18 protein-coding genes and 1 pseudogene are annotated in these 19911 nt (G+C 72.4%); 5 read left to right on the top strand and 14 right to left on the bottom strand.

The window, feature by feature from the left end; genetic code table 11:
* Positions 1-387 precede the first annotated feature (387 nt).
* From ASG32_RS33370 to ASG32_RS14140, 4 genes and pseudogenes are all read left to right on the top strand, one after another.
* Positions 388-1347, top strand: a pseudogene (locus tag ASG32_RS33370) (MCP four helix bundle domain-containing protein); the annotation flags it as partial.
* A gap of 1 nt (position 1348) precedes the next feature.
* A partial coding sequence (locus ASG32_RS33365; RefSeq protein ID WP_244491942.1) for a methyl-accepting chemotaxis protein occupies positions 1349-2164 on the top strand: 816 nt, incomplete at its 5' end.
* 343 nt (positions 2165-2507) lie between these two features.
* Positions 2508-2846 carry an SPW repeat protein gene (locus ASG32_RS14145; RefSeq protein WP_082557873.1) on the top strand — a complete coding sequence of 113 codons (339 nt, stop codon included), beginning with the start codon at positions 2508-2510 and terminating at the stop codon, positions 2844-2846.
* 156 nt (positions 2847-3002) lie between these two features.
* On the top strand, positions 3003-3695 hold the full coding sequence (locus tag ASG32_RS14140) for a helix-turn-helix domain-containing protein (protein ID WP_056527092.1): 693 nt from the start codon (positions 3003-3005) through the stop codon (positions 3693-3695).
* A 168-nt stretch (positions 3696-3863) separates the two neighbouring features.
* On the opposite strand, the gene ASG32_RS14135 is transcribed toward ASG32_RS14140, so the two are convergent.
* Positions 3864-4766: a LysR family transcriptional regulator gene (locus tag ASG32_RS14135; protein WP_020094457.1), complete on the bottom strand. Its 903-nt coding sequence runs from the start codon at positions 4764-4766 to the stop codon at positions 3864-3866.
* Between the two features lie 167 nt (positions 4767-4933).
* Positions 4934-5833 (bottom strand): LysR family transcriptional regulator, encoded by a 900-nt coding sequence (locus ASG32_RS14130; RefSeq protein ID WP_056527083.1) that lies wholly within the window; start codon positions 5831-5833, stop codon positions 4934-4936.
* An 89-nt stretch (positions 5834-5922) separates the two neighbouring features.
* Here ASG32_RS14130 and ASG32_RS14125 point away from each other — a divergent pair, with 89 nt between their 5' ends.
* Positions 5923-6366, top strand: a complete 444-nt coding sequence (locus tag ASG32_RS14125) for a PACE efflux transporter (protein ID WP_020094459.1) — start codon at positions 5923-5925, stop codon at positions 6364-6366.
* Positions 6367-6447: 81 nt separating this feature from the next.
* Here ASG32_RS14125 and ASG32_RS14120 read toward each other — a convergent pair whose 3' ends face one another.
* The 12 genes from ASG32_RS14120 to ASG32_RS14060 all read right to left on the bottom strand — a co-directional run bounded on the left by ASG32_RS14120 (position 6448) and on the right by ASG32_RS14060 (position 19906).
* Positions 6448-8289 carry a hybrid sensor histidine kinase/response regulator gene (locus ASG32_RS14120; RefSeq protein WP_056527080.1) on the bottom strand — a complete coding sequence of 614 codons (1842 nt, stop codon included), beginning with the start codon at positions 8287-8289 and terminating at the stop codon, positions 6448-6450.
* Positions 8286-8882 carry a response regulator transcription factor gene (locus ASG32_RS14115; protein ID WP_056527077.1) on the bottom strand — a complete coding sequence of 199 codons (597 nt, stop codon included), beginning with the start codon at positions 8880-8882 and terminating at the stop codon, positions 8286-8288. Before ASG32_RS14115 ends, ASG32_RS14120 begins: the two co-directional genes overlap by 4 nt.
* Positions 8883-9547: 665 nt before the next feature.
* Complete coding sequence (locus tag ASG32_RS14105; RefSeq protein ID WP_056527071.1) at positions 9548-9946, bottom strand: Rieske (2Fe-2S) protein; 399 nt, start codon at positions 9944-9946, stop codon at positions 9548-9550.
* Complete coding sequence (locus ASG32_RS14100) at positions 9939-10643, bottom strand: ABC transporter ATP-binding protein (protein WP_056527068.1); 705 nt, start codon at positions 10641-10643, stop codon at positions 9939-9941. The genes ASG32_RS14105 and ASG32_RS14100 overlap by 8 nt, the downstream gene beginning before the upstream one ends.
* Positions 10636-11454, bottom strand: coding sequence for an ABC transporter ATP-binding protein (locus tag ASG32_RS14095; RefSeq protein WP_056527063.1), 819 nt, complete (start codon positions 11452-11454; stop codon positions 10636-10638). The genes ASG32_RS14100 and ASG32_RS14095 overlap by 8 nt, the downstream gene beginning before the upstream one ends.
* Complete coding sequence (locus tag ASG32_RS14090) at positions 11451-12485, bottom strand: branched-chain amino acid ABC transporter permease (protein ID WP_056527061.1); 1035 nt, start codon at positions 12483-12485, stop codon at positions 11451-11453. The genes ASG32_RS14095 and ASG32_RS14090 overlap by 4 nt, the downstream gene beginning before the upstream one ends.
* A complete protein-coding gene (locus ASG32_RS14085) occupies positions 12482-13354 on the bottom strand; it encodes a branched-chain amino acid ABC transporter permease (protein WP_056527058.1) in 873 nt (290 codons plus the stop codon). The genes ASG32_RS14090 and ASG32_RS14085 overlap by 4 nt, the downstream gene beginning before the upstream one ends.
* 83 nt (positions 13355-13437) lie before the next feature.
* Positions 13438-14586, bottom strand: a complete 1149-nt coding sequence (locus ASG32_RS14080; RefSeq protein WP_020094468.1) for an ABC transporter substrate-binding protein — start codon at positions 14584-14586, stop codon at positions 13438-13440.
* A gap of 34 nt (positions 14587-14620) precedes the next feature.
* The gene (locus tag ASG32_RS14075; protein WP_056527053.1) at positions 14621-15820 is read right to left on the bottom strand and encodes a 2Fe-2S iron-sulfur cluster-binding protein; all 1200 of its coding nucleotides are present in this window, start codon (positions 15818-15820) and stop codon (positions 14621-14623) included.
* Positions 15817-16689 (bottom strand): FAD binding domain-containing protein, encoded by an 873-nt coding sequence (locus ASG32_RS14070; RefSeq protein WP_056527050.1) that lies wholly within the window; start codon positions 16687-16689, stop codon positions 15817-15819. The genes ASG32_RS14075 and ASG32_RS14070 overlap by 4 nt, the downstream gene beginning before the upstream one ends.
* Complete coding sequence (locus ASG32_RS14065) at positions 16686-19040, bottom strand: xanthine dehydrogenase family protein molybdopterin-binding subunit (RefSeq protein ID WP_056527047.1); 2355 nt, start codon at positions 19038-19040, stop codon at positions 16686-16688. Before ASG32_RS14065 ends, ASG32_RS14070 begins: the two co-directional genes overlap by 4 nt.
* Complete coding sequence (locus ASG32_RS14060; RefSeq protein WP_056527166.1) at positions 19037-19906, bottom strand: alpha/beta hydrolase; 870 nt, start codon at positions 19904-19906, stop codon at positions 19037-19039. Before ASG32_RS14060 ends, ASG32_RS14065 begins: the two co-directional genes overlap by 4 nt.
* Positions 19907-19911 lie beyond the last annotated feature (5 nt).

Genomic DNA, 19911 nt, shown 5'->3' with positions numbered 1-19911 from the left:
CGCGGCGGCCGACCTTGACCTGCCTCAAGACCGGGACCGCGTCCGTGCTGGCCCCCCATCCCGAGACCGGCGACGTTCCTGCCCCGGTCGATCCCGGCTCCCGCGCCGCCCGCTGTGCGGCGATCCGACACGTTGGGCGGTGACGCTCCTGTCCGCCCCGGAGGCCCTTTCCGATTGATTCAGCTCCGATTCCTCATCTTGAAGTTGAAGAAACGCCTTTGCACGCACGATATCGCGAGCCGGAGACCGAATGACAGACCCCGTAACGGGAAACTCTTCAGAATAAATCTTAATCAGTTTGCGTATATTTTACGCAACCCGATCATGACTGCTCAGCCTGGCTGACGCGTTCGCAGCCCTGGGTTCCGTCGCCTGGACATCCGCCTCATGAAAATGACCATCAAACTGCGACTCGTCTCGCTGCTCGGCGGACTCGGCTTGGTGCTGCTCGCCACGGCGGCGCTCGGAAATCTCTCGCTCCACTGGAGCCATCAGAGCCTGAAGACCGTCTTCGACGATCGCGTCGTCTGTCTCCGGCAGTTCAGCATCATCCGCGACGCCTACGATGACCTGCTCGACGCCTCGCGCCAGCTGCGCGGCAAGCAGATCGAGCCGGCAGAGGCCAAGGACAAGATCGAGCGCGATCTGTCGAAGCTCCACAAGGAGTGGTCGGCCTATCTGGCGACCTACCTGACCCCGGAGGAGGAGGCCCTCGCCAAGGAGCTGCAGGTGCGCGTCGATCGGAACGACGCCATCGCGGCCGAGATCCTCAAGCGCGTCACAGCCGGCGCGGCCTCGGATTTCGAGGCCACCCACACGGACCTGCTGAAGAGCATGCAGGCCACCAACGCCACGCTGAGCAAGCTGACCGCGTTGCAGGTCCGGGAAGCCGAGGCGGAGTTCCGGCGCTCGGAGACGATTGCCGGCTGGTCGCGCCTCGCGCTCCTGGCCGCGCTCGCGCTCGCCGCGCTCAGCATCGCCTACGGCGTGTACGTGATCGTGGTCCAGGTCACCCGGCCGCTGGGCAGCCTCGTGGGCGTCCTGCAGCGGATGGCCCGCGGCGAGGTCGATGCCGAGATCCGCGAGGCCACCCGCGGCGACGAGATCGGGGCCGTCGGCCAGGCCGTCGAGGGGATCAAGACCATGGTCGCCCGCAAGGCCGCCGAGGAGGCCGAGGTCCGGCGCCGCGCCGACGCGGCCGCCGCCGCCGAGCGCAAGCGCACCATGGTCGAGCTCGCCGACGGCTTCGAGCGCGCCGTCGGCGGCATCGTCGGCCTGGTCTCGTCCTCGGCCACCGAGCTCCAGGCCACCGCCCAGCAGATGACCGCCACCGCCCAGGAGACCGCTNTTCGAGCGCGCCGTCGGCGGCATCGTCGGCCTGGTCTCGTCCTCGGCCACCGAGCTCCAGGCCACCGCCCAGCAGATGACCGCCACCGCCCAGGAGACCGCATCCCAGTCGACCACCGTGGCCGCGGCCGCCGAGGAGGCGTCGACCAACGTCAACACGGTCGCGGCCGCCGCCGAGGAGCTCGGCTCCTCCGTGCAGGAGATCGGCCGGCAGGTGACCGGCTCGGCCGACCTCGCCCAGGCCGCGGTCGGCGAGGCTGACCAGACCGCCCACCTCGTCCAGGCGCTCAGCCAGAACGCCGCGCGGATCGGCGACATGGTCGGGATGATCTCCGGCATCGCCGGCCAGACCAACCTGCTGGCGCTCAACGCCACGATCGAGGCGGCCCGCGCCGGCGCGGCCGGGCGGGGCTTCGCGGTGGTGGCCTCCGAGGTGAAGGCGCTGGCCGAGCAGACCGCCAAGGCGACCGAGGAGATCGCGCGCCAGATCGGCGAGGTCCAGGGGGTGACCGCGCAGGCGGTGACGGCGATCGGCGGGATCACGGGCCGGATCCGGGAGATCGACAGCGTGGCGACTTCGATCGCGGCGGCCGTCGAGGAGCAGGGCGCGGCGACCCAGGAGATCGTGCGCAACGTGGCCCAGGCCTCGGCGGGGACGAACGAAGTGACGGGCAACATCGCCGGCGTGGCGCAGGCCTCGGAGGAGACGGGGGCGGCGGCCTCGCAGGTCCTGTCGGCGGCCTCGGAGCTGTCGCGGCAATCCGAGCATCTCGGCGCCGAGGTCGCCCGCTTCCTCGCCACCGTCCGGGCCGCCTGAGGTCGCCACGCCCGAGATCCGCGTCCGCCCGGTCCGACGGGAGGACGCGGATCTCGCCGACGCGCGCGTCCCGTCGGCGACGACAATCTCGAGAATCGAGTCTGCCACCCACAGCGCGCAGCAAATCCGCGGCGCGCCAAGCTTGCCGGATCCCGACACGCGGGCAAGGCCGCGATCGACTTGAGCCAGATCAATGATCGGCTGCACGGATACCGGATGCTCGGGCCGTGAAAGATGGCAGGTCGTCTGTCGCTCAGGGCTCGGGTGCCCGGACATCGGGCCGCCGATGCCGTCAGCCCGCGCGGGGAATCCGGTGAGAACGATCGAGAACCGAACGGCGGATATGGTCCCGAACGCGCTCAACATGCTCCTCGGCGTCGCGCTCCTCCTCGCACCGTGGTACTTGAATCTGGGCTACGAGACGGCCGCCGCGCGCAACGCCTTCGTGACCGGGGGCGCCATCACCGTGGTCGCACTCCTGGCCCTCGGCGTGACCTGCGCCTGGGAGGAATACCTCAACGTCGCCCTCGGGCTCTGGGCGGCCATGGCGCCCTGGGTTCTCGGCTTCGCCGACGCGACGGCACCCGTGTGGGTGCACGGCCTGACCGGGCTCGCCGTGGCCGCCCTGGCCGCGTACGCGCTGTGGCGGCTCTTCGTGTCGCCCCAGGCGCGCTCCGTCTGAGGCGCGCCCGTCGCCGCCGCGGCCGCGGGCATCCGGCCGGCACCCGCGACTACGGGATTGCCCTTAAGGGGCGCGCCTTAAGGCTCCGACCGGAATTTCTCCGCCTCCCGCCCGCTGCCAATCTCGTCCCGACCGACGCAGGCGAGGAGCGCAGCGATGAGCACCGAGTTCACGGCACGGACAGCACCGGAGGGGCCCGCAGCCCGTCCCGCTCCCGTCCCGGAGATCGAGGGGAGCACCCTGTTCGCGGGATGCCCCGACGTCGTCGGGACACCGTTCTCCTACGCCCGCGAGGAGGAGATCTACGGAGAGGGCGAGGAGGCCGAGTTCGTCTACAAGGTCCTCAGCGGCGCGGTGCGCACCCACCGGGTCCTGAGCGACGGGCGCCGCCAGATCACGGGCTTCCACCTGCCCGGCGACCTGTTCGGGCTCGGGCAGGGCGAGACCAATCGCCAGACCGCCGAGGCCCTCACCAGCACCAAGGTGCTGATCTTCAAGCGACGACAGGTCGAGCGCGCCGCGACCGGGCGGGCCGAGGTCGCCTGCCGACTCTGGAGCATGGCCACGAGCGACCTGCGACATGCGCAGGACCTGGCGCTCCTGCTCGGACGGCGCTCGGCCCAGGAGCGGGTCGCTGCCTTCCTGCTGGAAGTCGATGACCGCCTCGGCTCCGCCGGCACCTTCGCGCTGCCGATGACCCGCCGCGACATCGCCGACTACCTCGGCCTGACCATCGAGACCGTATCGCGCACCCTCTCGCAGCTGGAGGAGGACGGGGTGTTGCGACGCGACGGCGGCCGACAGGTGTGCCTGCATCGGACCCGGCTGCGCCGGCTCGTCGAGGATTGAGACAGGCGCCGCGGACGCCACCGGGAACGCCGCTGCGGGCTACCGCGTGGTTTCGCGTTGGCTTTCGGGGTGGCTTCGGGGTGGCTTCGGGGTGGCGCCTGCGCGCAGGACGCTGCCTCGGAGACGGTCGCGGACGGCGCCGGCGAGCGGGTGCGGAGACGAAGGGCGTCACCGCCTCTGGAAGCGCGCGATCAAGCCCGGGGCCTCCTCGCGGATCAGCCCGAGAAAATTGTCGATCACCGGGTTCCGGCGCTGATGATGCAGCGCGTAGACGTCCGCCGACAGGAACGGCGGCTTGATCGGCAGGACGACGACGTCCGGATGCCTCGGTCGGCCGACGAATTCTGGGATGATGGCGAGACCGAAGCCCGCCGCGACTAGGTTGATCAGCGACGAGGCCTCGCGGACCTGCTGCGAGATGCTCGGCGTGAACCCGCGCGCGATGCAGGCTTGGTAGATATCCGCCGCGAAGCGCGAGCTCTCGAGGCCGAGCGAGATCAGCGGCTCGCTGCGGAAGACGTCGATCGCGACACTGCGACCGGCGGCGAGGGTGTGCTCGCGCGGCACGGCCACGCAGAGCCGCTCCGGCCACGCCAGGTGGGCGACGAGATCCGGATCCTCGGGGGGGCTGCGGAGGAAGCTGAGATCCGTCCGGTTCGCCTTGAGGGCCGCGATCTGGTCGGCCGGCGCCATCTCGTGGATGCGCACGTCCACCGCCCGGAAGCGCTGCTCGAAGGCCCGGATCAGGCAACCGGCCGGCCCCGCGAGGACGGAACTCGTCATGCCGATGTTGAGGATGCCGGCCGTTCCGGTGCCGATCGTCCGCGCCCGGTCGACGGCGTCGGCGACCTGCGCGAGGACCGCCCGCGCGTTCCCGAGGAAATCCTCGCCCGCCGCGGTCAGGACGACGCGCCGGCTCGAGCGCTCGAACAGGTTGACGCCGATCTCCACCTCGAGATCGCGGATCTGCTGGCTCAGCGGCGGCTGCGACACGCCCAGGCTCTGGGCGGCGGCGGTGAAGCTGAGATGCTCCGCCACCGCGGCGAAGTAGCGAAGATGCCGGAGTTCCATGGGCCGACCCATAGGAATTTCGAATGGATAGAAGCACGGAAGGTCTTTTGCGTCTAGACTCGCGGGGTGGACGTCCTCGACGGCCGGGATCTCGCCGGCCCGTCAGGACCGTCGACAGCGGCGTGTCGCCGAGGCGGGGCCCGGCAGGCGTCCGTCCCGCACCGCGCTCAGGTCCCGCCCGGGTGGATCCCGACGCGCTCCGCGGCGAAACGCTCGCGGAGCCAGGCCGCGGCGGGGCCGCAGGGCCGCTGCTTGTGCCAGACCAGTTCCAGGGCGATCGGCCAGTCGCCCTCATCGAACTGGAGGTCGGGCGTCACGAGGTACGGCGCCGTGAGGGACGCGGCGATGACGTGGTCGGTGACGAAGGCCCAGCCGATCCCGTGCTTCACCATCTCCAAGATGACCCAGTGGCTCTCCACCCACCACACCTCGGCGGCGACCCGCAGACGGCGCTTCTCCGCCCCGTCGCCGCGGGCGGCCACGAGGATCTGGCGGTGGCGCTTCAGCTCCTCCCACGCCACCCGCTCCTTCGCGAGCGGGTGATCGCGGCCGCAGACCAGCTTGAGCGGCACCCAGCCGATGGTCCGGAACCCGAGCTCCGTCGGGAGCCCCTCCTGGCGCCACATCACGCCCAGGTCGGCGGCGCCCGACCGGACCATGCGGCTGACATCCTCCATCAGCGGGAAGAGCAGCTCAAGCTCCACGAAGGGGAAGCACTGGGCGAAGCTGGCGAAGAGGGCGCCGAGGGCGTGCTCGGGGTAGAGCTCGTCGATGGCGACCACCAGCCGGTTCTCGACGCCCTGCTCCAGGCTGCTCGCCACACCGATCAGGTGCTCCCGCCGGTCGAGCACCACGCGCGCCTCCAGCAGCAGCCGCTCGCCCGCCGGGGTCAGCACCGGGTTCCGGCCCGCGCGGCTGAACAGCGCCAGCCCCAGATCCGTCTCGAGGTTGGCCACCTGCGTGCTGACGGCCGACTGCGCCTTCCGCAGCACCCGCGCCGCGCCCGAGAACGACCCGGCCTCGGCCGCCGCCACGAAAGCCTGGAGCTGGTCGAGCGAGACCGCCATCTATCTGATTACCCGATACTTCCTAACTTGTGGATCGCCTTATCGCAGATAGAGAGCGGCCGACCAATCCGCCTCTCGAGAGCGAGACCATGCGCACCACCCGCGACCGCATTCGCCACGCCATCCTGTTCGAGGTGATCGGGCTGCTCCTCATCGTCCCGCTCGGGACCGCGGCCTTCGGCCTGCACGCCGCCGACATGGGCGTGATCGGAATCGGCAGCGCCCTCGTCGCGACGAGCTGGAACTACGTCTACAATCTCGGCTTCGACCGGACGATGCAGCGGCTCGCCGGGCACACGCGCAAGAGCCTCGTCCTGCGGGTCGCCCACGCGGTGCTGTTCGAGGCGGGGCTGCTCCTGATCCTGCTGCCGCCGATCGCGTGGTATCTCGGCATCGGCCTCGTGGAGGCCTTCTTCATGGATCTGGCGATCGCGGCCTTCTACGTGGCCTACGCTTTCGTGTTCAATCTCGCCTACGATCGAACCTTCCCGCTTCCGAGCTGGACCGAGGCTGCCGCCGAGCCGTCCCGCTGACGCTCGCGCCGGCCGCGCGGCGAGACCGCGACGGCGGCGCGGCGGGCGTTCGAGGGTCCGCGGCGCCGCGTGAGGCGCCCGCTATCCCTCCGCGCGGACGAGATCCGTCGTCTCCGGTCCGCGCCGAACCTCCGCGCCCACGGGACCGACGGGTGGCCGGCCCGGCAGGATCAGCGCGGCGAGCGCCTTCTGGAGAAGGTCGGGCCGGACCGGCTTGTGAATCAGAGGGACCCCGCTGTCCAAGGCCTCCCGCATGCGGACGGGCGCGGTGTCGCCGGTGATGAGGATCGCCGGGATCGGCCGTCCCCAATGCTGCCGCAGCGTCGCGATGGCTTCGGCGCCGGTCTGGCCCCTGCGCAGGCGGTAGTCGCAGATCAGCGCGTCCGGCGGCGGCCCCTGCGGCGGCCGTTCGGTGACGTCGGTCGGGTCCTCGAAGGCCCAGCACAGGCAACCCCAGCCGGAGAGGAGCGCCACCATCGCGTCGCGGACGATGGCATCGTCGTCGACGATCAGGATGCGGGCGCCGACCAGGCGGCCGCTCTCCGCGCTGGCGGCCGCGGGCGCGTCGTCGAGCCTCGCGTCCCGCCCGGCATCGAGCGTCCGGGGGACGAGGATGCGGAAGACGCTGCCGCTCCCCACCTTCGATGAGAGGGAGAGCGGGTGATCGAGCGAGGCGGCGATCCCGCGCGCGATCGCGAGTCCCAGCCCCAGACCCTTGTGACGATCGCGCTCCGGATTCCCGAGCTGGTAGAACTCCCGGAAGATGTCCTCGCGCTTGTCGACCGGGATGCCGATCCCGGTGTCGTAGACTTCGATCGACACGCCCGCGCGCCGGCGCCGGCAGCCGATGAGGACGCCGCCGCGCTCGGTGTACCGGATGGCGTTGAGGACGAGATTGCGCAGGACCAGCTCCAGCAGGGCCGGGTCCGAGACGATCGCCAGGTCCGTCTGGGGCGTCCGATAGATCAGGCGCTTGGCGTCGGCCAGCGGCGCCAGCTCGTTCTCGATCTTGTCGAGGAGCGGCTGGAGCTCGAAGGCGCGGGGCCGCGGCGTGATGACTCCGGCCTCCAGGCGCGAGAAGTCCAGAAGCGTGTTGAGCATGTCGGTCGACGCGACGTTCGCGGTCTGGGCGTTCTGCAGGATCCGCCGCTGCGGCGCGGCGAGATCCGTCTGGCTCAGCGCCTGGAGGAAGAGGCCCTGGGCGTGGACCGGCTGGCGCAGGTCGTGGCTGGCCGCCGCGAGGAACTGCGACTTCGCGGTGTTGGCGTGCTCGGCGTCGCGGCGGGCCCGGTGCGCCGCGGCGGTCTCCGCGCGCAGCTGCTCCACGAGGGCCGCGTTCTCGAAGCGGAGCTCGATCGATTCCCGCACGCGGCGGCTGGCGAGCACGACCTGACCGTACTGCCCGACCACGAAGAGGATCGAGCAGATTGCCAGGGCGCGGTAGGGCGCGCCGCCGAGCGACCAGAGGGTTCCCGCGGCCAGGACGGCGACGGGCACGACGAGGGCGAGGTAGAGGTGCCGCCGCGGCGCCAGGAGCGAGACGCCGTTGCTGCAGGTCGCGCCCAGCAGCGACATGGTCAGGATGCTCACCGCCGGGACCTGGAGCGGCAGCGCGATCCAGATCAGCGATCCCAGGATCGCGCCCTCGACGATCTTGCTCAGGAAGATGACCCGTTCGACCCGGCGGGCGCGGTCGGGCTCGCCGATCGCGGCGCGGACACGACGCGCGTAGGCGGCCGCCCCGAACCGCTCGACGAGGAACGCGCCGTACCAGCTCAGCAGGACGGCGTGGGGCACCAGGCTCCACAGCACGGCCAGCATGAGCGTCGAGACGAGGAAACCGACGGCGACCGACTGCGTGACGCCGTCCAGGACGAGGCGCAACTGCTCGGCCGCGATCCGCTCCTCCTGCGACGGGCTCATCGGATCAGGCCGAACTGCTGCGCCTTGAACACCGCCTCGGCGCGCCGGGTCACCCCCAGGACCGACAGCAGACCCTGCACGTGGCCGCGGACCGTGTGTTCCGACAGACCGAGATTGCGTCCGATCATCTTGTTGGACAATCCGCGCCCGACGAGGGTCAGCACCTCGGCCTGCCGCGGCGTGAGCGTCGGGCAGAGGGCGCCCCCGACCCGCGGGACCGCGGACGACCGGGCGAGCATCTCGCGCAGGACCGTCATCATCCGCTCGGGGCGGTCGGTCTTGGACAGGAACGCGCAGGCGCCCTGCGCCAGCGCCGTGCTGACGGTATCGGGCAGATCCAGGCCGGACACGACGACGATCCGGGCGGCCGGCCAGCGTTGCTGGAGCAGGCCCATCCCCTCGAGCCCGCCGATGCCCGGCAACTGGATGTCGAGGAGGACGATCGTCGGGACGACGGCCACGATGGCGAGCGCCTCGTGCAGCGATGGGCTGTCGAGAACCGGGATCTCATCGAACGCCGTCGACAGCATCGAGACGATGCCGGACCGGAACAGCGCGTGGTCATCGATGATGAGGATTGCTTCCTGCGCCATGCGGATCCTGTCTAGAGCAACCGCACAGGCGCCGTCACGGGTCATGGACCAGTCCATGTGGACTGGTCCACGAAGCCATCCCGATCGGCTAAGCCACGGGTCGAGGAATTCGATCGCGCGCGCCCGGACATGCAGCTGGAGACCACGCGGACGGGATCGGATGCTGGGCGAGGGCGTCCGCCATCCCGCGCGGCCTGCGCTTCACACCGCTGCCGTCGCGGCGACGGTCCGGTGATCGCGGGCGGTGACGTCCGTCGGACCGCGCGCGCGGCCCTCCCAAGTCGACTCGAGGGAAGTCCATGATTCATCGCCGTCAGAGACGAGGCATCGGCCGGACCGCGTCCGATCCGACGTTCGACGCGAAGGGTCCCCTGATCGTGCGGTGGATCGGTGCCGCGGCCCGCAAGCGCGGCCGGGCGGCCGACCGGGAAGCTCCGCCCGCTCCGACCCCGGACAACGTGACGAGGCTGTCCTGGGCCGACACCTTCGGACGGGCGATCAGCGCCGATCCTCAGCGGCCGGTGGGACCCGCGACCGTCCTCGCGATGCGTCCCCGCGCGAGCAGGCGCGCGTGCGGGCCGTTCGTCCGCACGAGACAGGCGGTGAGCGCCGCGATCCCGACCTCGCTGCCGTAGAGCGAGACGGATCGGCTGATCTCGATCGCTCTACCGTCGGATCTCCGGGCCGGCCGGGAATCCGCGGCCGCCCGGCGGCGCGGTGTCCGGCGCGAGAAGGCCGGAGCCGGTCCTGAGCCAGAGCCCGTCCGGCGCCGCCTCGACCGCGGACAGGCGCAGGGCCCGGAACGACCAGCCCGGCGAGACGGCACCGTCCCGGAGGTCGAACGAGGCCTGGTGCCGGGGGCAGTGCAGCCGGCCCGCGACGCAGCGGCCGAGTGCGAGGTCGGCCCCCTCGTGCGGGCAGGCGCGCTCGGCGGCCACGATCCGCGCGCCGTCCCGGACGAGGAGCAGGCGGCGGCCGCCCGCGGTGACGGGGAGCAGGTCCCGGTCGCCGAGAAGGTCGACCGGGCCGAGGCGGATCCGGCCCGGCAGATCCCGCTCAGCCACCGAGATAGGCGTCCCGCACGTGGGGGTCGGCGATGAGGTCCTGCCCGCGCCCCTCGAGGACGATGCGGCCGGCTTCGAGGAGGTAGGCGTAGTCGCAGAGTTCGAGGGCCGCGAAGGCGTTCTGCTCGACGAGGAGCACGGTCGTGCCGGCGTCGCGGATCGCGCCGATCACCGCGAACATCCGCTCGACGATGTTGGGGGCGAGCCCCAGGGACGGCTCGTCGAACAGCACGAGCTTCGGGCGCCCCATCAGCGCGCGGCCGATCGCCAGCATCTGCTGCTCGCCGCCCGACAGCGTGCCGGCGGCCTGGTCGCGCCGCTCCGCGAGGCGCGGGAACTCCCCGTAGATGCGCGCTAGGTCCGCCGCGACCGCCGCCCGGTCGCGGCGCAGGTAGGCGCCCATGGCGAGGTTCTCGGCGACCGTCATCTGCGGGAAGACGCGCCGGCCCTCCGGGCAATGGGCGATGCCCGCCGCCAAAATCCGGCGGGGCTCCGCCCCCGCGATGTCCCGGCCGGCGAACCGGATCGCGCCGGAGCGCGGCGGGACGAGGCCGGAGATCGCCCGGAGCGTCGTGGACTTGCCGGCGCCGTTGGCGCCGACGAGGGCCACGAGCTGGCCCGCGCGCACGTCGATCGTGAGCCCCTTCAGCGCCGTGACGTGGCCGTAGCCGCAGACGAGGTCGCGGATCTCAAGCATGGACCGCCTCCTGCGCGGCAGCCGCGGCGGCCTGCCGGGCGGCACTGCCCTGGCCGAGATAGGCCTCGATCACCGCCGGGTCGCTGCGGATCCGGTCCGGCGGCCCCTCGGCGATCAGGCGCCCGTAGTTGAGGACGACGATGCGGTCGGAGACCTCCATCACCATCGGCATGTCGTGCTCGACGAGCAGGATGGTGACGCCGCGCTCCCGGATCTGCCGGATCAGGCGCACGAAGACCCGCGTCTCGGAAGCGTTCATCCCCGAGACCGGCTCGTCGAGAAGCAGCATGGCGGGCTCGGTGGCGAGCGCCAGCGCCACGCCGACGAGGCGCTGCTCCCCGTAGGCGAGGGCGCCGGCCTTCTCCTGCGCCCGCCCGGCGAGCCCGACCCAGTCGAGGAGCGCCGCGGCCCGGGCGCGCAGCTGCCTCTCGCCAGCCCCCGCGCGGCCGAGAAGCGCGTCCAGAACGGGCGCGCGGCCCGCCGCGGCGCCCATCTGGTGCAGGCCGATCATCACGTTGTCGAACACCGTGTCGTCCGGGAAGACGCTGGTGCGCTGGAAGGTGCGGGCGAGGCCGAGCCGCGTGATCGCGTGCGGCGGCAGGCCCTTCAGGGACGTGCCGCGGAAGCGGACCGCGCCCTGGCTGGGCTTGAGGAAGCCCGTCATCACGTTGAAGGCCGTCGTCTTGCCGGCCCCGTTCGGGCCGATCAGGCTGACGATCTCGCCGGCCCGGACGTCGAAATGCAGGTCCGCGATGGCGACGAGGCCCCCGAAGCGGACGCCGACATGCTCGACGGAGAGGATCGCGCTCATCGCTGCACCGCCGGGTTGGCCTCGAGGACGGGCGCGGCCGGGGCCGGCCGGCGGCCCAGCAGCGCCGCCAATCCCGGCACGATGCCCCGCGGCATCACGAACAGGATCACGATCAGCACGAGGCCGTAGACGATCCACTGCGCCTCCGGCGCCATGACCGGGCGGAGCGCCACCGGCAGCAGGCCGAAGATCAGGCCGCCGACGACCGGGCCCAGCAGGGTGCCCTTGCCGCCCGCCACCACCATGATGACCATGGTGACCGTGGTGGCGAACAGGAACACGTCGGGATCGATGATCCGCAGGTAATGGGCGTAGAGGCTGCCGGCCGCGCCGGCCATGGCGGCCGAGATCACCGCCGCCACCGTCAGCGTGCGCGTGGCGTTGATGCCGACCGAGAGCGCCAGCGGCTCGTTCTCCTTGAGGCCCCGCATCGCCCGGCCGAAGCGCCCGCCGACCAAGCGGGCGATCACGGCGTAGCAGAGCGTCCCCACGGCCAGCACGAGGTAGTAGTTCTGGAGCTTGGTCTTGAGGGTCCACATCCCGAGGCCCGGCAGGCCGAGGGTGATGGCGGGGATGTTGGTGAGCGCCAGCGGCCCCTGCGTCAGCTCCACCCAGTTAAGCGCCACGAGCCGCACGACCTCGGCGAACGAGATCGTCACGATCACGAAGTAGGCGCCCCGCACCCGGAAGGAGAGCCGCCCGATCAGGTAGCCGCAGCCGCCCGCCGCCGCCGTCGCCAGCAGGAGGCCGACCACCGCCGGCCAGGGCTCGTGGACCGCACGGATGCCGAAGCCGAGATCCACGTCGAAGCCGAGGCTGGTCAGCGCGCTCACATAGGCGCCGATCCCGAAGAACGCGATGTGGCCGAGGCTGAGCTGCCCGGTGAAGCCGAGGAGCAGGTTCAGGCTCATGGCGCCGATCGTCAGGATGCCGGTCACGATCAGCGCGTTGAGGAGGTAGGGGTTGGCGCCGAGCCCCAGGGGCAGGGCGACGAGGCCGGCGAGCAGGGCGAGGGGGAGGAGCCGGTTCATCCGATGCGCTCCGCCTTGGCGAACAACCCGGTCGGCCTGCAGAGCAGGACCGCGATGATGATCAGGAAGCCCATCGCGTCCCGGTAGCCGGAGGAGACGTAGCCGGCGCCCAGCTCCTCGGCGAGCGCCAGGATGAAGCCGCCGATCGCCGCGCCGGTGACGTTGCCGAGCCCGCCCAGGATGACGATGGCGAAGGCCTTGAGCTCGGCGAGGCCGCCCATCTGCGGGAACACGACGTAGACCGGACCGAGGAGCGCGCCGGCGGCCGCGGCGAGCGACGAGCCGAGCGCGAAGGTCGCGGTGTAGATCCGGCGGACGTCGACGCCCAGCAGCGCCGCCGTGTCGGAATCCTGGAACGCGGCGCGCATGGCGAGACCGAGCTTGGTCCGGTTGATCAGCGCGTAGGTGAGGGCGATCAGCGTCAGCGCCGCCCCGAGCACGAACAGCCGCAGCCACGACACCGAGACCGGGCCGACCTGGAGCGGCGCCTCGGGAAAGGGCGCGGGGATCGCCTTGGCGACGCCGCCGAAGGTCCAGAGCGTGCCCGATTGCAGGACGATGCCGGCGCCGATCATCACCAGCATGGTGGTGTCGATGTCCGAACCTCGGAACGGGCGCAGCAGCAGCAACTCGATCGCGGCCCCGAGCAGGAGCCCGCCGAGGATCGCCACAGGAAGCGCCAGGAAGAAGTTCAGTCCCAGCGCGGCGACCGCGAGGTACATGACGTAGGCGCCGACCGTGTAGAGCGCGCCGTGGGTGAAGTTCACGACATTCATGATCCCGAAGATCAGCGTAAGGCCGATCCCCAGCAGCGCGTAGGTGCCGCCGAGGATGAGGGCGTTGACGAGGTGCTGGATCAGTTCGTTCACGGGCGGCCTCCGAGGGTGCGCCCCGGCCCGGGGGCCGGCGGACGGGCGAGGGGGCCGGCATCAGAGCGCCGGCTCAGGGGCGCTCACAGCGCCGGCACGATCACCGTCCCGTTCTTGATCTCGATGAGGTAGACGTCGGGCTTGCTCTGGCCGCTCTCCTTCCCGGCGGGGCCGGCCTTGGCGAAGCGGATCGGCCCGTTGAGCCCGACGAAGTCGACCGACCAGAAGGCCTTGGTGATCGCGGACGGATCGGCCGAACCCGCCTTCTCGATGGCGTGGGCGATCGCGCGGATGCCGTCGTAGCCGCGGAAGCTCTCGGTGACGCCGGCGAAGTCGAAGCCGCGCGTCTTCCACGCGGCGATGAAGGCCTCGGTAGCCTTCGGGTCCGGCGTCTTGTCGGGCGACCAGGGCAGGAAGGTCGTCAGGTGCATCGTGCCGTCGGCGGCCGCGCCAGCCTGGGCGATGATCTGGTCCGGGTTCTGGGATCCGCCGGTGGTGATGACCCGCTTCTTCAGGCCGAGCGCCGCCATCTGCTTGAACAGCAGCACGAGCTGATCGACCGAGCTCGTGATCATGATCGTGTCGGAATCCGACGCCTTCAGCTTGGCGAGCTGGGCGCTCATGTCCTGCGCGCCCTGGTCCATGGTCTCGACGAGGCCGACCGTCACGCCCTTGTCCTTGAGCATCTTGCCGAAATCGGTCGCGGCGCCGCGGCCGAAATCGTTGTTGAGGACGAGGAAGTCGACCTTCTTCAGCCCGAGGCGGCCGACCATGGGCGCGAAGGTCTCGGCCTCGAGCGACGAGGGCGGCGAGATCCGGAACACGTAGGGGTTGCCGGAGGTCGTGATCTTGCCGGACGAGGAGGTCTCGACCAGCATCGGCGTCTCGTAATCCGCGAGCTTGGGCATCACAGCCAGCGTCAGGCTGGAGCCCCAAGCGCCCATCATCACCGGGGTCTTATCGCTGGTGATCAGCTTCTCGGCGACCGCGGCGGCCTCGGTCGGGTTGCTCTTGTTGTCCTCGATCACGAGTTCGAGCTTCTTCCCGAGGACGCCGCCCTTGGCGTTGATCTCGTCGGCGGCGATCTTGGCGCCGTTGACCACGTAGGTGCCCGAGGCCGCGAATGGCCCGGTCAGCGGCTCGTTGACGCCGATGCGGATCGCCTCCGCCCGTGCGCCGGTGGCCGTCAGCGCCAGCAGGATCGCGGTCGTGAGGGTGAACCTGCCTAGCATTCGCGTGTCTCCGGTGCGTTGGGGCGGGATGGGATCAGGCGCGGCCGAACCACGCGGCGAGGCGCGCGCGGGCGAGGCCGAGGAGCAGGCGGAGCGGGTTGAGGCCGGCGGGCGCCGGCGCCGCGACGCCCGAGAGCCGGGCATCGAGGTTGCGGGTGAACTCCGCGGCGATGCGGCCGGCGAGGTCGCGCACGAGGCCGGGCCGGCCGAACTGCGCGAGCGGCCCGGTCAGGGTGTAGCCGACGTCGAGTTCGACCCGGGCGGTGCCGGGCGTCGGCCCGGCCTCGACCCGGTAGCGGATCCGGCCCTCGGTCGCCGAGCGGCCGCCCGCGTCGGTGCCGGCCCCGTGGACCGCGCCGGTCCGGGCGGCCTCGTCCCGCGCGAGGCGGGCGCGGCCGCGGAACGTCGCGGCGATCGGCCCGATCCGCACCTGCAGGCCGCCCTCGACCGTGTCGGGGGTGGGCCGCGCCGTCAGCACCGCGCCCGGCAGGCAGGCGGCGACCGCCGCGAGGTCGCCCAGCAGGGCGAAGACGGCCTCCGGCGGGTGGAGGAGGTCGAGCACCTGCGTGAAGCCGTGGGCCGGGGTGAACGCGTCGGACAGGTCCGCGACGGCCGCGGGCGCCGCCGGGGCGATCCGATCCGCCGGCGGTTCCAGGGGCGCGAAAGCCGCGTCGCCGATCCGGGCGCCGACCGGGCCGAGCGGCCGCGCCGCGCTGGTCTCGGGGGGGATGCCGCGCCCACGCCTTTCCGCGATCACCGCCATCACGGCCCGGACGATGCCGGTATAGCCGGTGCAGCGGCACAGGTTGCCCGACAGGCCGACGCGGATCCGCCGCTCGTCGGCCTCGGGCAGCCGCAGGACCAGGTCGCGGGCGGCCACCAGCATCCCGGGCGTGCAGTAGCCGCACTGGAGCGCGTGCTCGCGGTTGAAGGCGGCCCGCAGCTCGCCCGCGATCGCGTCCGCGTCGAGGCCCTCGATCGTCGTGACCGCGGCGCCCGCGCAGGCCCCCGCGTAGGTGAGGCAGGCGCGGGCCGGCTCGCCGTCGAGCAGGACCGTGCAGGCGCCGCAGACGCCGTGCTCGCAGCCCAGATGCGTGCCGGTGAGGTCGAGCCCGTCGCGCAGCACGTCGCCGAGGTGGCTGCGCGGCTCGGCCGCGACCCGCACGGCCCGGCCGTTCACCGTCAGCGCCAGGGCCATGCGCGACGGCCCGGGTTCGACCAGCGCGGCGCTCATGCGGCCTCCGGAAGGGTGTCGGATCGGGGATCGGGCGCAGCCGCCGCGGCCACCGCGCGGCTCAGGACGGTGACGTGGATGTGCCGCTCGACCGCGTCGGCCATCCCGGCCTCCCGCAGCGCGAGGTCGGCGGCCCGAAGGTCGAAGCGCGCGGCGAAGTCGGCGCCGATGCGGCCGCCGAAGAGAGGGCGGGCATCGGCCAGGAGCACGGGCGGCCCCTCGACCGCGCCGATCACGGCCCGGCCCCGGCCCGCGCCGGGCTCGAGGCGCACGGCCCCGATGGCGTGGGCGAACTCGCCGATCTTCGCGCAGTGCTTGACGTAGCCCCAGGCCGCGCCCGCCGGCAGCGCCGGGACGCGCACCGCGACCAGGATCTCGTCCGCGCCGAGCGCCACTTCGAGGGCGCCGGTCACGAAATGCTCCACCGGCAGGGTGCGGCGGCCGTTGCGCCCCGCGATCTCGACCTCGGCGCCGAGGGCGGTCAGGGCGCTCACCCAGTCGGCGGCCGGGTCGGCGTGGACGAGGCTGCCGCCGATCGTGCCGCGGTTGCGCACCGGCCGGTAGGCGATGGCGGCCGCGACCCGCCGCAGCGCGCCGCCGGTGAGGTCCGGGACGCGCCCGTCCTCGACGTCGGCGTGGGTCACGCAGGCCCCGAGCACGAGCGTGTCGCCCTCGACCCGCGCGGTCCGGAGCTCGGGCACGCCGGTGATGTCGAGGATCAGGGTGGGCTCGACGAGGCGCAGGTTCAGCATCGGCCCGAGGGACTGGCCGCCCGCGATCAGCTTCACGCCCGCGGGGGCTTCGGCGAGGCGTGCCAGCAGCGCCGGCAGGCTGTCGGGGCGCTCCCAGGCGAAGGCGGCGGGCTTCATGCGGCCTCCCGCGCGGTCTCGGCGGGATCACGGGCGGCGAGCACCGCCTCCACGATCCGCCGGGGGGTGAGGGGCGAGTGCAGCAGCTCGACGCCCAGCGGCGCGAGGGCGTCGTTCACGGCGTTGGCGAGCGCCGCCGGCGGCGCGATCGCGCCGCCCTCGCCGATGCCCTTCTGGCCGAAGCGCGTGTAGGGCGAGGGCGTCTCCATGTGGTCGATGCGCGCCATCGGCACGTCGGCGGCGCCGGGCAGGAGGTAGTCGGCCAACGTCGAGGCCAGCGGCTGGCCGCGGGCGTCGAAGCGCATCTCCTCGAACAGGGCCGTACCGATCCCCTGCGCGAGGCCGCCGTAGATCTGGCCGTCGACCACGAGGGGATTCACCAGCGTGCCGCCGTCCTCGACGATGACGTAGTCGAGAATCTCCACCGCCCCGAGATCGGGATCGACCGCCACCACGGCCGCGTGCGCCGCGTACGAGAAGGTGCCGGAATCGCGCACCGGCTTGTAGCCGGCGGTGACTTCGAGCCCGCAGGGATCGGTGTCGGGCGCGAGGTCCTGCGGGCGGCGGTACCAGGTGCGGGCGATCGCCTCGAGCGGGACATCGCCCGTGGGGCCGACGACGTGGCCACCTTCGAACCGGCATTCCTCGGGCCGCGCCTGGAGCAGGTGGGCGCCGATCCGCACGGCCCGGGCCCGCAGTTCCTCGCAGGCCGCCGCCACCGCGCCGCCCGCCATCACCATCACGCGGGAGCCCCAGGAGCCGGTGGAGTAGGGGGTCATGGCGGTGTCGCCGTGGACGAGGCGGGTGCGCGCCACCGGGACGCCCAGGATCTCGTGGGCGACCTGGGCCAGCGTCGTCTCCAGGCCCTGGCCGTGGGAATGGGCGCCGATCCGCAATTCCAGGCCGCCGTCCGGGGTGAGGCGGGCGCTCGCCTGCTCGTGGCCGGGGACCATCGGGATGCCCCAGCCGGAATAGACCGAGGTGCCGTGCGCGGCCTGCTCGCAGTAGATCGCGAGGCCGAGGCCGATCCGGCGCCCGTCCGGCTCGCCCTCACGCTGGCGGGCGCGGACCGCCGCCACGTCGACGGCCTTCAGCGCGCGGGCGAGCGCCTCCGGGTAGTCGCCGCTGTCGAAGTGCTTCTTCGTGATGTTCTCGAACGGCATCTGCCCGGGCCGCACGAGATTCTTCTCGCGCACCGCCTCGGGCGGGATCCCGGCCGCGCGGGCGACGGCGTCGAGGACGAGCTCCAGGGCGAAGCAGACTCCGGTGCGCGCCACCCCCCGGTAGGGCAGGATCGGGCACTTGTTGGTCGCCACCGACCACGTGCGGCAGCGATAGGCCGGGAAGTCGTAGGGCCCCGGCAGGATGCTGGCGACCTGCGCGGCCTCCAGGCAGGCCGAGAACGGGTAGGCCGAGTAGGCGCCGGAATCGACGGTGGCCTCGCAGTCGATGCCGCGCAGCGTCCCGTCCCGCTCCGCGTAGGCGGTGATGCGGTAATGGTGCTCGCGGCAATTGGCGTTGGCGGTCAGGTGCTCGCGCCGGTCCTCCAGCCAGCGGACCGGATGGCCGCAGCGGAGCGCGAGCCACGCCAGCGCCACGTCCTCGGCGAGCAGGATCGCCTTGTAGCCGAACCCGCCGCCGACATCCGGCGAGACGATGCGGATGCGGCCCTGCTCGATCCCGAGGCATTCGGAGAGGCCGTTGCGCACGATGTGCGGCATCTGGCTCGCGGTGTGGACCACGAGCTGGTCCAGGCGGTGATCGAGGCTCACCACGGTGCCGCGGCCCTCGATCGGCGCCATGCATTGCCGCCCCGTCGAGATGGTGCGGCTCACCTTGATCGGCGCGTCGAGGGCGCTCTCGATGCCGACATCGACCAGGGTCTCCAGGAAGACGTTGTCGCCCCAGTGCTCGTGGACGAGGGCGGAGCCCGGCGCGCGGGCAGCCAGCATGTCGTGGATTGCGGGCAGCTCCTCCAGGTCGAGCACGACGGCGGCGGCGATGTCCTCGGCCTCCGCGCGGGTCGGGGCGACGCACATCGCCACCAATTCGCCGACCTGCCGGACCTTGCCGGTGGCGAGCACCGGCTGCTCGGAAACCTTGAAGCCGGGCAGCCCCGAGACCGCCCGGATCGGCAGCACGCCGTCGAGGTCGGCGGCGGTGAAGACGCGGTCGCGGTAGGCCTCCGGCACGTGGACGGCGCGGATCCAGGCATGGGCGAGCGGGCTGCGCACGAAGGCGACGTCCTGCATCCCCGGCAGCCGGAGGTCGCCGACATACTGGCCGCGCCCGCGCATCAGGCGCTCGTCCTCCTTGCGGGGCAGGGGAGCCCCGACGCCCTCGCGGCTCATCGGGCGCCTCCGAGAACATCCTGGGCGGCGCGGACCAGGAGGCCGTCGGGCCGGCGGAATTCGTCGAGGATCGAGAAGTGGTCGGCGCCCGGCACCGGCAGCAGGGCGCCCGGCGCGTGGGCGGCGCCGCGCCGGGCGTGGAGGTTGCGCGCGTCGCGGACGAGGGCGGGCAGCTCCCGGCTGCCGTAGGCGACCGTCATGGGCTTGGGCACGACGGCCAGCCGCAGGGGCGACAGGGTCTCGATCTCCCCGTCGGTCAGGCCGAGCTTCTCGTTCAGGTAGGTCTCGCGGATCGGCGCGAGGTCGTAGACGCCGGAGATCGCCAAACCCGCGGACACGGCGGGATGCCCGAGATGGAGCGCGGCGAGCTGCGCCCCCGCGGACCAGCCGGCGAGGACGATCGGGCCGCCGATCCCGCGCGCCGTCCCGTGCGCGGCGAGCCAGTCGAGGGCGGCCCCAATCTCGGCGACGATCCCGGTGAGGCTCGCCTCGGGTGCCAGGGTGTAGCCCGGCATCGCCACCGACCAGCCGGCGGCGTTCAGCCCTTCCGCGAAGCAGGCGAAATCGGCCCGGGCGTTGCGCTGCCAGTAGCCGCCGTGGACGAAGACGAGGCAGGGCGCCCCCGTCTCCGCCGCCGGGTAGAGGTCGAAGCCGGTGCGTGCGCCGGCGGCGTAGGGGATGTCGAGCCCGGCCGGGTGCGCCGCGCGGTAGGCCGCGGAGGCCGCGTTGCGGGCCGCGACCTGCGCGGCGCTGTCGGGCACGCCCGCGTTGTTGTCGTAGCAGGCGCCCCGGGCCGCGAAGTCCAGGCTGTCCCAGCGGCGGCGCGGGTCCGGCGGGGTCGGGTCGTCGAGGACGAAGGCGGTCACCGGCG

This window comes from Methylobacterium sp. Leaf361, from assembly GCF_001424445.1.
Lineage (GTDB): Bacteria > Pseudomonadota > Alphaproteobacteria > Rhizobiales > Beijerinckiaceae > Methylobacterium.
Note: the sequence above shows the minus strand (reverse complement) of the source record. Positions and strands in the feature narration are given on the sequence as shown.